Annotated in this window: 16 protein-coding genes; 4 read left to right on the plus strand and 12 right to left on the minus strand. The window is 72.5% G+C overall.

Annotated elements, in window-relative coordinates; translation table 11 throughout:
* Positions 1 to 14 precede the first annotated feature (14 nt).
* Positions 15 to 983, plus strand: a complete 969-nt coding sequence (locus ACZ6NZ_RS15195) for a helix-turn-helix transcriptional regulator (RefSeq protein ID WP_465858657.1) — start codon at positions 15 to 17, stop codon at positions 981 to 983.
* Here the strand turns inward: ACZ6NZ_RS15195 and ACZ6NZ_RS15200 are convergent.
* From ACZ6NZ_RS15200 to ACZ6NZ_RS15225, 6 genes are all read right to left on the minus strand, one after another.
* The gene (locus ACZ6NZ_RS15200; RefSeq protein ID WP_465858658.1) at positions 974 to 1,888 is read right to left on the minus strand and encodes an SDR family oxidoreductase; all 915 of its coding nucleotides are present in this window, start codon (positions 1,886 to 1,888) and stop codon (positions 974 to 976) included. The genes ACZ6NZ_RS15195 and ACZ6NZ_RS15200 overlap by 10 nt on opposite strands.
* A 55-nt stretch (positions 1,889 to 1,943) precedes the next feature.
* On the minus strand, positions 1,944 to 2,681 hold the full coding sequence (locus ACZ6NZ_RS15205; RefSeq protein ID WP_465858659.1) for an alanyl-tRNA editing protein: 738 nt from the start codon (positions 2,679 to 2,681) through the stop codon (positions 1,944 to 1,946).
* An 11-nt stretch (positions 2,682 to 2,692) separates the two neighbouring features.
* Positions 2,693 to 3,580, minus strand: coding sequence for an alpha/beta fold hydrolase (locus ACZ6NZ_RS15210; RefSeq protein ID WP_465858660.1), 888 nt, complete (start codon positions 3,578 to 3,580; stop codon positions 2,693 to 2,695).
* Positions 3,577 to 3,891 carry a DUF2516 family protein gene (locus tag ACZ6NZ_RS15215; protein ID WP_465858661.1) on the minus strand — a complete coding sequence of 105 codons (315 nt, stop codon included), beginning with the start codon at positions 3,889 to 3,891 and terminating at the stop codon, positions 3,577 to 3,579. Before ACZ6NZ_RS15215 ends, ACZ6NZ_RS15210 begins: the two co-directional genes overlap by 4 nt.
* A 71-nt stretch (positions 3,892 to 3,962) precedes the next feature.
* Entirely contained in the window at positions 3,963 to 4,583 is a 621-nt protein-coding gene (locus ACZ6NZ_RS15220) for a hypothetical protein (protein ID WP_465858662.1), read from the minus strand.
* Positions 4,580 to 5,167, minus strand: a complete 588-nt coding sequence (locus ACZ6NZ_RS15225; protein WP_465858663.1) for a helix-turn-helix domain-containing protein — start codon at positions 5,165 to 5,167, stop codon at positions 4,580 to 4,582. Before ACZ6NZ_RS15225 ends, ACZ6NZ_RS15220 begins: the two co-directional genes overlap by 4 nt.
* Before the next feature lie 112 nt (positions 5,168 to 5,279).
* Between ACZ6NZ_RS15225 and ACZ6NZ_RS15230 the strand changes: the two genes are divergently transcribed.
* On the plus strand, positions 5,280 to 6,077 hold the full coding sequence (locus tag ACZ6NZ_RS15230; protein WP_465858664.1) for an alpha/beta fold hydrolase: 798 nt from the start codon (positions 5,280 to 5,282) through the stop codon (positions 6,075 to 6,077).
* Between the two features lie 5 nt (positions 6,078 to 6,082).
* Here ACZ6NZ_RS15230 and ACZ6NZ_RS15235 read toward each other — a convergent pair whose 3' ends face one another.
* From ACZ6NZ_RS15235 to ACZ6NZ_RS15250, 4 genes are all read right to left on the minus strand, one after another.
* Positions 6,083 to 7,042 (minus strand): asparaginase, encoded by a 960-nt coding sequence (locus ACZ6NZ_RS15235; RefSeq protein WP_465858665.1) that lies wholly within the window; start codon positions 7,040 to 7,042, stop codon positions 6,083 to 6,085.
* A gap of 94 nt (positions 7,043 to 7,136) precedes the next feature.
* Positions 7,137 to 7,964, minus strand: coding sequence for a beta-keto acid cleavage family enzyme (locus ACZ6NZ_RS15240; protein WP_465858666.1), 828 nt, complete (start codon positions 7,962 to 7,964; stop codon positions 7,137 to 7,139).
* A 23-nt stretch (positions 7,965 to 7,987) separates the two neighbouring features.
* The gene (gene ygfZ / locus ACZ6NZ_RS15245) at positions 7,988 to 9,100 is read right to left on the minus strand and encodes a CAF17-like 4Fe-4S cluster assembly/insertion protein YgfZ (protein ID WP_465858667.1); all 1,113 of its coding nucleotides are present in this window, start codon (positions 9,098 to 9,100) and stop codon (positions 7,988 to 7,990) included.
* Positions 9,097 to 9,525 carry a Fur family transcriptional regulator gene (locus ACZ6NZ_RS15250; protein WP_091402843.1) on the minus strand — a complete coding sequence of 143 codons (429 nt, stop codon included), beginning with the start codon at positions 9,523 to 9,525 and terminating at the stop codon, positions 9,097 to 9,099. Before ACZ6NZ_RS15250 ends, ygfZ begins: the two co-directional genes overlap by 4 nt.
* A gap of 69 nt (positions 9,526 to 9,594) precedes the next feature.
* On the opposite strand from ACZ6NZ_RS15250, the gene ACZ6NZ_RS15255 reads away from it, so the two are divergent.
* Positions 9,595 to 10,476: an aminotransferase class IV gene (locus tag ACZ6NZ_RS15255; RefSeq protein WP_465858668.1), complete on the plus strand. Its 882-nt coding sequence runs from the start codon at positions 9,595 to 9,597 to the stop codon at positions 10,474 to 10,476.
* 3 nt (positions 10,477 to 10,479) lie between these two features.
* Here ACZ6NZ_RS15255 and ACZ6NZ_RS15260 read toward each other — a convergent pair whose 3' ends face one another.
* Positions 10,480 to 11,070: a heme-binding beta-barrel domain-containing protein gene (locus ACZ6NZ_RS15260; RefSeq protein WP_465858876.1), complete on the minus strand. Its 591-nt coding sequence runs from the start codon at positions 11,068 to 11,070 to the stop codon at positions 10,480 to 10,482.
* Complete coding sequence (gene mtfM / locus ACZ6NZ_RS15265) at positions 11,064 to 11,168, minus strand: small membrane protein MtfM (RefSeq protein WP_282264268.1); 105 nt, start codon at positions 11,166 to 11,168, stop codon at positions 11,064 to 11,066. The genes ACZ6NZ_RS15260 and mtfM overlap by 7 nt, the downstream gene beginning before the upstream one ends.
* A gap of 12 nt (positions 11,169 to 11,180) precedes the next feature.
* On the opposite strand from mtfM, the gene ACZ6NZ_RS15270 reads away from it, so the two are divergent.
* Positions 11,181 to 11,555, plus strand: coding sequence for a DsrE family protein (locus ACZ6NZ_RS15270; RefSeq protein ID WP_124820325.1), 375 nt, complete (start codon positions 11,181 to 11,183; stop codon positions 11,553 to 11,555).
* Positions 11,556 to 11,622 lie beyond the last annotated feature (67 nt).

Consider the following 11,622-nt stretch of genomic DNA (forward strand, 5'->3'; position numbering starts at 1 on the left):
GGCAGGATGGGCGGATGCGCGCGTCCCGACTGATCTCGTTGCTGTTGCTGTTGCAGTCGCGCGGGTCGATGACCGCGAGCGAGTTGGCACGGGAGTTGGAGATCTCCGAGCGGACCGTCTATCGGGACGTTCTGGCGCTCTCCGCGGCGGGCGTGCCGGTCTACGCCGATCGGGGGCGGACCGGCGGTTACCGCCTGCTCGGCGGGTACCGCACTCGGCTGACCGGACTGACCCGGGACGAGGCGGAGGCGCTCTTCCTCGCCGGGCTGCCCGGACCGGCCGGCGAGATGGGGCTCGCCGACGCCGTCGCGTCCGCCGAGCTGAAGGTGCTCGCCGCGCTGCCACCCGCCCTGCGCGACGCGCCGGCCCGGACCGGGCAGCGGTTCCACCTGGACGTACCGGGCTGGTTCCGGCAGAGCGCGCCACCGCTCTGGCTGCCCGAGCTGGCCCGCGCGGTCTGGGGCGACACCGTGGTGGAGCTGCGCTACCGACGCGGCGACCAGGAGGTGACCCGCCAGGTCCAGCCGTACGGCCTGGTGCTCAAGAGCGGGGTCTGGTATCTGGTCGGCCGGGTCGGGAACGATGTGCGCACCTATCGGGTGGACCGGGTCACCGGGGTCGAGGTGGGCGACGAACACTTCGACCGCGACGAGGGCTTCGACCTGGCCGGGCACTGGCGCGAGCAGGCCGGGTCGTTTCTGCGGACCATGCTGCGGGCCGAGGTCGCCGTCCGGCTGAGCCCCGCCGGCCTGCGCCAGCTCCGGCACCTGGTCAATGCCCCCGATGTGTACGACGAACTGGTCGCCGCCGCCGGCCAACCCGACGGGCAGGGCTGGGTGGTGACGCGGCTGCCCGTCGAGTCGGTCCCGGTGGCGTACCACCAACTGCTGGGGCTCGGCCCGGAGGTCGAGGTCCTCGAACCACCCGAGCTGCGGCAGTTGTTCGCGGAGAGCGCCGAGCGGCTCGCCGCGCTCTACCGGTAGCCGGTCACGTCCGCCGGCTTGCCCGCGTCGACCACCTCGGTGATGTAGCGGAAGCCCTCGGGTTGGCTGCCGTCGAGGTCGGTGAAGCCGTACACCTTGGACAGGCTGCCGGCGTCGACGGACCTGCCGTTCCAGCGGGCCTTCTCCTCGTCGGCGGCGAGCGCGGCCACCGCCCGGCCGACGAAGGCCGGGGTCTCCGAGATGAGGAAGTTCGGGTCGGTGGCGGCCCCGTCGCGCCAGTTCTCCTCGGTGACGCCGAAATGCTCCAGCATCGCCTCGGAACGGATCCAGCCGGGGGTGAGTGCCACGGCCGTGCAGCCGTGTGGCTTCAGTTCGTGCGCCTGAATGAAGGCGAGCCGGTTGACCGAGACCTTCGCCAGGTCGTAGAAGACCGACTGCCGGTAGTTCTCGTCGTTGTACGCCTTGGTGCCGTCGCCCATCTCCACCACCAGGCCACCGGGCTTGCGGATCAGCAGCGGCAGCGCGAAGTGGCTGGTGATGATGTGCGTGTCGATGGCCAGTCGCAGGGTACGGAAGCCGGCGTCGAGCGGTTGCTCCCAGACCGGCTTGTCCCAGGTGACCAGTGGGTCACCACCCCAGATGTCGTTCACCAGCACGTCGAGTCGACCGTGCTCGGCGTCGATCCGGGCGATGAGGTCGCGGACCTGGTCGGGCACCAGGTGGTCGACCTGGACGGCGATGCCGGTGCCGCCGGCCGCGCTGACCAGCTCGGCGGTCTCCTCGATGGTCTCCGGTCGATCCATCTCGGAGCGGCCGGCCCGGGTGCTGCGGCCGGTGGCGTAGACGGTGGCCCCGGCCGCCCCGAGCTGCACGGCGATCTGCCGTCCGGCACCACGGGTGGCACCGGCGACGAGCGCGATCTTTCCGGTTAGCGGTTGTGTCATGCCAGCGACGTTGTCAGGAATACCTGACAACCGACGTCCGAATTCGGTACTGGATCTAGTCGACCAGTCGGACCCGGACCCGGCGGTTGGCCCGGCCCTTGCTCTCCACCTTCACCACCTGGACCTTGCCGATCTGGGCGGTGGAGGCGACGTGGGTGCCGCCGTCGGCCTGCACGTCCAGCCCGACGATGTCGACGATCCGGACCTCCTGCTCATCCGGCGGAATGAGGTTGGACTGGGTACGGATGATGTCCGGCAGGGCCAGCGCCTCGGTGCGCGGCAGCACCCGGGTGGCGACCGAGCGGTCGGCGGCCACCTCGGCGTTGACCAGCTCCTCGATGCGACTCTTGAAGTCCGGGGGCACCTCGGGGAGGTTGAAGTCCATCCGGGCCTCGCCCGGTTCCATCGAGTTGCCGGTCACGAGCGCGCCGAAGTCGCGGAACACCACACCGCAGAGCACGTGCAGCCCCGAGTGGGTACGCATCAGCCGGGTGCGGCGCTCGTCCTCCACCGCGCCGACGACCTCGGTGCCGACCGGTGGCAGCGGGTCACCCTCGGCGGGAATGAGGTAGGGGTCGTCGCCCTTGCGGGTGCCGACGATCCGGGTCTGTACGCCCTGCCAGAGCAGCACACCGTGGTCGGGTGGTTGGCCACCGCCGCCCGGGTAGAACGCCGAGCGGTCCAACACGATGCCCTGCTCGGCATCGGAGTGCAGGACCGTGCCCGTCCATTCGCGCAGGGTCGGGTCGGCGAGGTCGAGCCGGTGCGTCCGGCCGTGCTGTGTGACGCCCATGACAGGGCAGGTTACTCGTTCAGGAAGCCGGAGATGCGGTCCCGCAGATCGGCGCGTTCCGACCAGAGCACGCCGGGCCGGTCGTACACGTGCAGGGTGGCCTGGGGCAGCGCCACGGCGAGCTGCTCGGCGACCTCGACCGGGTGCAGGTCGTCGCCGGCGCAACCGATCACCAGCGCCGGTGCGGTGACCGCCGTCAGGTCACCGATCTGGCGCAGCGGTGTCTGCTCGGTGAGCGTGGCCAGACCGTCGGCGAGACCGTCGCGGAGCAGTTGGTCGAGGCGTTGTCGCAGGTAGGCCCAGCCGGCCGGGGTGTTACGCACCGCCGGGGGCAACTCCAGCGTGACGATGTCGGCGACCGCCGAGGCGTCCCCGCTCTCCACCGCCTCCAGCAGGTCGGTGATGCGCTGCCGGGCGGCCGGCCCGCGTGGCTCGTCGAGGACCGCCGGCAGGAAGAAGACCAGCTTGTCGAAGCGCTCCGGGCTCTCCACGAGGAGTCGGCAGAGGGCACCCGCGCCGAGACTCGCGCCGAACGCCCGGCTGGCGCCGCCGAGGTCGGCGATCGCCCGCAGATCCCGGGCCAGGTCCAGATAGTCCCAGGGCCCGTCCGGGGCTTCGGAACGGCCGTGCCCACGGAACTGGAAGAACACCTTGCGACCGTTCACCCCGCTGCCGAACGGTCGGGTGGTGGCGATGCCGTTGCCCAGCCCGTGCGCGAACACGGTGACCGGATCACCGGTGCCGGTGACCAGCCGTTCCAGCCGCACGCCGTGCGGGGTGGTGATCAGCTCGGTCTCCGGCTCCGGCAGCGCCGGTCGGCCGGTACGCGGCCCACCCGGCCCGGGACCCCAGGTGCGGGGCCCGCTGTCGGGCGGGGGCGGCCAGCGAAAACCTCTCACCAGAACCCTTTGCCGTCACCGAGTTCGCGAAGGCCGATTCGGACATCGAGCAGGTAGATCAGACCGGCGGCGATGCCGACCAGTCCGAAGAGGCTGATCGGACCGAAGCCGAGCAGGGTGAGCGCGAGGCAGACCGCCAGGATGGCGATCCAGCCACCCTTGGGCAGCGTCCCGATGGCGGGGAAGGCGTCGGAGCGCTGCGTGATCGCGTGCACCAGGGCGACGCCCTGAACGATCAGCGCGAAGACGAGGAGGATCAGCTGGATCACTTCACGGACGGCGAAGGCGAAGATCGGCGCGGCGTTGGCCATGCCGGCCAGTTTATGTCCACGACCCCGGCTACGTCCGACAAGGACGCCACCGGGGTCGCGGCCACGGTGAACTACTCGGCTGCCGGACGGGTCCGCTTGGTGGCCCGGGGAAGCTTCGCCGACGGGGTCTCGACCGGCTTGGCGGCCTTCGGCGCGCGGGCGGCCTTCTTGACGGCGGCCGGCTTGGCCTCGGCGATCTCCGCCACGTCGGCCGGGGTCGGCGCGTCGGTGGGGGTGGCGGCGGTCGGGGTGGCGGCCGGCGTCACCGCCTCGGTGGCCTCGATGTCGGCGTTGACCGTCTCGGCGGCCTCCAGCACGCCGGCGCCGACGACCCGCTCGCCGCGGGCGACCAGCGCGCCGTACGCCGCGAACGCGCGCTCCTGGGCGACCTGGGCGCTCGCGACCACCAGGGCGGCGTTGCGGGTCGCGGCGGCGCGCAGCTTGTCGATGTCGGCCGCCTCGCGCAACTTCGCCAGGTCGGCGGTCTCGTTGGCGGTGCGCAGCGTCTCGGTGGCCTTCTGCTTCAGCTCGAAGCCGGTCAGCACGGCCCGGCCGCCCAGGTCGGCGACGACCCGGGTGCTGAGGACGCCGACCACGGCCGGCAGCTTGCGCAACTGCTCGATGGCCAGCTCACCGGCACCGGCTGCGGCGTAGATCGGGGTGGGGATGCGGTTGGTCTTCGGCTCGCTCATGACGTCTCCTCTTCGGCCGCCTCGGCGGCCTTCTTCTTCTGGGGGATGCTGGTGCTGCCCGGGGCGGGGGCGGTGCCCGCCTCGGTGACGGCGACCGACTCGAGCACGGCCTCGGTCGGGGTGCCGCCGACGGTGGTGGGGCCGGTGGCGGCCACATTGGCCAGGTCCGCGGCCTGGCTGCCGGGCTGGCTGCCGGGCTGCGCGGCCTGCGCCGTCCCGGCTTCGGCCTGGGCCTCGGCCAGTCGGGTGTTCTCCCGGCGGAACGTCTCGTAGATCTGACTGAGCGACTGCTTCTGCGCCATCGTCAGGTCGGCGTCCACGGCGATGGCGGCGAGCACCCCGTGGCCTTCCTTGTCGTCGAGCAGACCGGCGCGCAGGTACATCGCCGGCGTGGAGACCCGCAGCGCGCTCGCCAGTTGCTGGAGCACCTCGGCGCTGGGCTTGCGCAGGCCGCGCTCGATCTGGCTGAGGTACGGGTTGCTGACCCCCGCCTGCTCGGCGAGCTGCCGGAGCGAGATCTTGGCGTTGCGCCGCAGATCGCGGATGAACCCGCCGACGTCGGGAAGGTCCTTGGGTGTGGCCATGGCAGCGACGCTAACCGCCCTTGCTAGCTCTTGCAAGCAAAACGCTAACCATAGTTAGCAACGTCTCAGGATCCCGTTTGCGCGCCGCTCGGCCGATCCGTACGGTCCGACCGTGGACAAGATCACAGTCAACGGAGCAAGCATCGCGTACGACGAGGCCGGCACCGGTTCGCCCGTCGTCCTGCTGCACGCCGGCATCGCCGACCGGCGGATGTGGCGGGGGCAGGTGGCCGCGCTCGCCACCCGGCACCGGGTGATCGTCCCGGACCTGCGCGGCTACGGAGACAGCGAGCTGCCGCCGGCCCCGTTCACGCACCACGACGACGTGGCCGGGCTGCTGGACGCGCTCGACCTGCCCCGGGCCGCCCTGGTCGGCTGCTCCTTCGGTGGGGCGGTCGCCATCGACACCGCGCTGGCCCACCCCGACCGGGTGAGCGCGCTCGCGCTGTTCGACACGGCGGTCTCCGGCAACGAGTGGTCGGACGAGGCGAACGACCTCTGGGACGACCTGGTCGGCGAGGTCGACCCGGACGACTTCGTCGCCGGCGCGGCCGGTGAGGTGCGGTTCTGGGTGGTCGGCCCGCGACGCCAGCCGGAGGACGTCGACCCGGAGCTGGTCGCGTTCGCGCAGGAGATGGACCAGCGTGCCCTCGCCGCGGAGCTGGCGCTCGGCGCGGTCGAGGTGGGGGAGCTGTCGCCACCGGCGATCGGTCGTCTCGGTGAGCTGAAGATCCCCGTCCTGGTCACCGCCGGCGCTGCCGACGTGCCGGACATCAGTCGGCTCGCCGACCGGATCGCCGCCGAGGTCCCCGGCGCGCTACGACTGCCCGACGTGCCGGACGCCGCCCACCTGCTGCCGCTGGAGCGCCCGGAGCCGGTCAACGCCGCACTGCTCGACTTCCTGAGCTAGGGCGCTCACCAGAGCGGGCGGACCGCCCCGACCGGTACCCCACCACCGAAGAGCGGCACCTCGGCGTACTCGGTCAGCACCGGAGCGTCCACGCCGAGGCGGCGCAGCGCGGAGACCAGTACCGGCATCCGAGCCCGGTCGGCGCCGTCGTCGATCTTCAACGCGACGGCGCCGACGCCCGGCAGCGCCACGGCGATCACGCCCTCGGCACCGACCTTGGCCAGCGAACCCGGGACACCACGCATCAGCCGGGTGTCGTCGGCCTGGGTGCCACCCACGATCTCCGGGTGCGCCCGCATCGCGTCGGCCACCGTGCGCGGCACCGAGCCGGGCTCGGCGTCGACCAACCGGAGGTACGCCCCGGCCAGACCGGTCAGCGACACCGCGAGGACCGGTGCGCCGCAACCGTCGACCCCCACCGCCGCCGCCTGCTCGCCGGTGAACTCCTCGATGGCAGCCCGCAGCCGCTGCTGAAGCGGGTGCTCCGGCCGCCAGTAGCCCTCCCGCGACCATCCGGCGGCCTCGCAGGTCAACAGCATCCCGCTGTGCTTGCCGGAGCAGTTCATCTGCACCCGGGTGGGGCCGCCACCGGCCCGGAGCACCGCCTCCCGGGCCGCGGCCCCCACCGGCAGGTCCGGCGGGCAGTGCAGCGCCGACGCGTCCAGCCCGGCGCGCTCCAGCAGCGCACCGACCCGGGCCAGGTGGAACTCCTCGCCGGCGTGGCTCGCCGAGACCAGCGCCACGTCGGCCGGGTCGGTCAGGGCCAGACCGGCCCGGAGCATCCCGATCGTCTGCATCGGCTTGCTGGCCGAGCGGGGAAAGATCGGCGAGGTCACGTCCCCGGCGGACGCCACCGCGACGCCGGCGGCGTCCAGCACCACCACCGAGCCGCGGTGCGCACCCTCCACGAACCCGGACCGGACCACCTCGGCGAGCGGCGCGCCACCCTCGTACGTCTTCGTCACGCGGTGGACGGTACCGACGGTCCGGGGGTGCCCGGCGGCGGGGTGACCAGGAGGTCCACCGCCCGGGTGACAGGGGCGCGGGACAGACCTGCCCTTACAGCCCGAGCAGTTCGCGAGCCTCGGTGGTGGTCAATGGCGGGCGCTGGGCGAGCTGGGCGAAACCCACGGCGCGGGCGACCAACTGCATGTTGGACTCCACCGGACGGCCCTTCGCGTACGTCACCGTGTCCTCCATGCCGACCCGCAGGTGACCGCCGGTCGACAGCGAGGCCAGCAGCACCGCGATGGTGCTCCGGCCGACGCCGGTGGCCGAGAAGGTGGTGCCCTCGGGCAGGTCCCGCAGCATCCGGTGGGCCGCGACAAGAGTTTCGGTGGTGCCCGGCATTCCGCCCGGCACGCCCATCACGAAGTCGACGTGCACGTGCCCGCCGGCCGGCAGCCCGTACTTGCCGAGCAACCGCTGCAACGCGGACAGGTGGCCGAGGTCGAAGATCTCGTACTCCGGCACGATCCCGCGTTCCTGCATCCGGGTGTGCAGGTCGACGATGAACTCCCAACGGTTGAGGAAGACGTCGTCGCCGAAGTTGACGGTGCCCATGGTGCAGGAGGCCATGTCCGGACCGGCGTCGAGCACGGCGAGCCGGGTGGCCTCCGGGTCGGTCACCGCACCGCCGGAGGAGAGCTGCACGATCAGGTCGGTGCTCTCCCGCAGCGCCGCCACGGTGTCGGCCAGCCGCACCGGGTCGAGCGTCGGTCGGGCCTCGTCGTCGCGGATGTGGACGTGGATCACGGCGGCGCCGAGCGCTTCGCACTCCTTGGCGGTGAGCAGCAACTCGTCGAGGGTCACCGGCAGCGCCGGCACCTCCGCCTTGGCCGACTCAGCGCCGGTCGGGGCCACCGTGATCAACGTCCCTGTCGTCATGCCGGCGATCCTAGACGGCCCGCTCAGGAGGGGTCGATCGCCGCCGCGGTCTCGCCGATCAGCAACGTGGCGCCGTCCGGGACGTTGCGCTTCACCACCGCGAGGGCGATCTGGCCCAGCTCGTGGTGCAGCACGGCGGTGCCGACGAAGCCGACCGCCCGGCCGTCGAGCGTCACCGGCGTACCGGCCACCGGCGGCTGGTCGGTGGTCACCCCGTCCAGATGCAGCAGTACGAGGCGACGCGGCGGCCGGCCCAGGTTGTGCACCCGCGCCACCGTCTCCTGCCCCCGGTAGCAACCCTTGTCCAGGTGCACGGCCGGGGCGATCAGGTCGACCTCGGCCGGAATGGTCCGGTGGTCGGTGTCCACCCCGACCCGGGGCTGCCGGGCGGCCACCCGGATCGCCTCGTACGCCCACAGCCCCGCGAGCGGCACCCCGGCCCCGCGCAACTCCGCCACCACCTGGTCCATCGCCGACCGGGGCACCAGCAGGTCCACCCCGAGCGGACCACGTCGGGCCCAGCCGCCGATCGGCAGCGGTCGTACGTCGTACCGCGCGCTCGACCGGGGTGGCACGGCACCGTGCGGGAACTTCGGACCCGGCACCGCGACCACGTCCGGTGCGGCGAGCCCGGTCACGCCGAGCGTGCCGAGCGCCTCCATGGCCGCCGGCCCGACCAGCGACAACAGCGCGCGCTCGGCCGTCGCGTCGCGTGGCTCGACCTTGCTGAAGAACCGCATCTTCTCCAGGTAGGTCAGCAGGCCCTCGGTCGCACCGGGCTCGGTGTCGAGCCAGGTGGTCTCGCCGTCCTCGGCGACCATGGCGTGCTGCTCGACATGGCCGTGCGGGGACAGCACCAGCAACTCGGTGCCCTCGCCCGCGGAGAGCGCGGTCAGGTGCTGCGAGGTGACCGTGTGCAGCCAGCTGGCGCGCTCTTCCCCGGGCACCGCGATGACCCCCCGGTGCGACCTGTCGACCAGACCGACAGCGGTGTCGAGGGTGCGCTGCTCGCGCAGCGGGTCGCCGTAGTGCGCGGCCACCCCCCGCACACCGGCCGCGACGTGCGCCGGATCCGGCTGGTCACGGCTGGCCTCGTCGATGCTCTCGACGGCCACCGCGCCCGCGATGTCGATCATTTCTCGTCCCCGTTCTCGCAGCGTACGCAGACGCCGAAGAGTGACACGTGCCCGATGTCCACCCGGAACCCGCGCTGCGCGGCCAACTGGTCGGCGAGCGGGCGGAGCAGCTCCGGATCGATCTCGTCGATCGCGCCACACTCCCGGCAGACCAGGTGGACGTGTTGGTGCTCACCGGCGGCGTGATAGGTCGGTGAGCCGTGCGACAGGTGCGTGTGGGTGACCAGACCGAGCCGTTCCAGCAGCTCAAGCGTGCGGTAGATGGTGGTGATGTTGACGCCGGCGGCCACCTCCCGGACTGCGGTGTGCACCTGCTCCGGGGTGGCGTGGCCCAGATCGAGCACCGCCTGGAGAACGAGCTGCCGCTGGGCCGTCAGTCGCAGCCCACGGGCCCGCAGCATTTCCGCGAGGGAGGATTCGGACACGCTCCGATCATAGTTCGGCCACCAGGCTGTTCCCCGTACCGCGATCGATCACCACTACGCTCGACGGTCATGGTGATGCCGTCCGTCGGGAAGGGCGCGGCCGACCCGACCGCGCGGATCGCCGTCCTGGGGCGTGGCCCGGTGCCGCCCAGTGACCCGGTGCTCCGCGGTGACGACCTCGGGGTGCTGCACGGCGACGGCCTCTTCGAGACCATGCACCTGCGCGACGGCCAGCCGTGGCTGCGCGACGAACACCTGGCCCGCCTGGCCACGGCGGCCGCCGCCGTCGAGCTGCCCCTGCCACCCACCAGCGCGCTGATCGACCTGCTGGACCAGGTGCGGACAGGCTGGCCAGCAGCTGCGGAGGGGGCACTTCGGCTGGTCTGCACCCGGGGCCCGGAGGCCGGCGGTTCACCCACGATCTACGCGACGCTGGCCCCGGTGCCGGCGGCCTCCAGGGCCGCCCGGCGGGACGGAATCACCGTGGCCACCCTGCCGCTGGGGCTGCCCGCCGCCGCCCGCGGCGGGTTGGGCTGGCTGCCGGCCGGCATCAAATCGACGTCGTACGCGGTCAACAGCGCCGCCCGCCGCTGGGCCCGCCGGGCCGGCGTGGACGACGTGCTCTGGACCTCCTCCGACGGGTACGTCCTGGAGGGTCCGACCGCCAATGTGGTGTGGCTCACCGGCGACACACTCTGCACGGTGCCGGCCGCCAGCACCGGCATCCTCGCCGGCACCACAGCGGCCTGGCTGCTCGCCCACGCGAGCGAGCTGAGCCTGCGCGCCAGCGAACGGATGGTCACCCCCGCCGAACTGCACGCGGCGGACGGCGTCTGGTTCACCTCGTCGCTGCGCGGAGCCGCCGAGGTCCACACGCTGGACGGGGTGCGCCGGGACCGCTGCCCGCGCACCCCCGCCCTGCACTCACTGCTGGGCTTCCCCGTCGGGTAGCGGTCAGCCGCCGACCCGGACGAGTCGGGCGGACAGGTGCGGACTGAGCCCGTGCCCCATGGCGGCCATCTCCTGCGCGTAGAGCAGCGCGCCCTCGACGATGCCGAAGAGCCGGTGCCCGCCGGTGACCTCCTTGGCGGTCGGAGTCCGGACCACCGCGTCGGTGGCGAATTCGATCTGCGTGCCGGTGCGCTTGCCCAGGTGCAGCTCCATCACCCCGGTCGGCGTGGTGATCAGCGCCTCCAGCTCGTCGGTCGCCCGCCCGTCCACCAGCACCGGTCGCCACCAGCCCGCCTCGCGGCCGGCCGGACGGACCGGCTTGCTCTGCTCGTCGAGGATCCACGCACGCGACTCGTAGTGCAGGAACGGTCGGCCGTCGTGGCTGATCCGGATCTCCTGCGCGTAGTCGAAGTCCTCGATGGTGGGGAAGCCGCCCTTGCCCCGACCGCGCCACAGACCGATGTACGGCAGCAGGGCGTCCAGCGCGGGGTGCAGCTTCGGCCCGACCCGCAGGTCGTGACTCTCCTCGAACGGGTACTCCTCGACCGGCGGCGCGTTCAGCCACGGCGGCTGCAGCGGGTTCTCGCTCACCAGCGTCCTCTCGACATGCGTACGGCAAGGTAGACCAGGCCACCGGCGAGCCCGCCCAGGCCAGCGACCAGCAGGCTGACGAACCCGATCTCGGTAACCATCCCGACCATCTTATGCTGGGCCACATGGCCCGCAATCTCGTCGTGAAGGCCACCGCGGGGGCGGACGCCCCGGAGCGGTGCGCGCAGGCATTCACCGTCGCCGCGACGGCGGTAGCGGCCGGGGTGGACGTGTCGCTGTGGCTGACCGGTGAGTCAACCTGGTTCGCGCTGCCCGGTCGCGCCCAGCAGTTCGACCTGCCGCACTCCGCGCCCCTGGCCGAGTTGCTGCACGTCATCCTGACCAGCGGCCGGGTGACCGCCTGCACGCAGTGCGCGGCCCGACGGGAGATCGGCCCGGACGACGTGCTCCCCGGCGTGCGGATCGCCGGTGCCGCGGTCTTCGTCGAGGAGGCGTTGGCCGAGGGCGCGCAGGCCCTCGTCTACTGACCGCACGGCGGCGGCCTGCCGATCCGAGCGGAGTGTCGATACCGACCCGACATCCCGGACGGCTGCC

This window comes from Micromonospora sp. NPDC047756 (genome assembly GCF_055587245.1).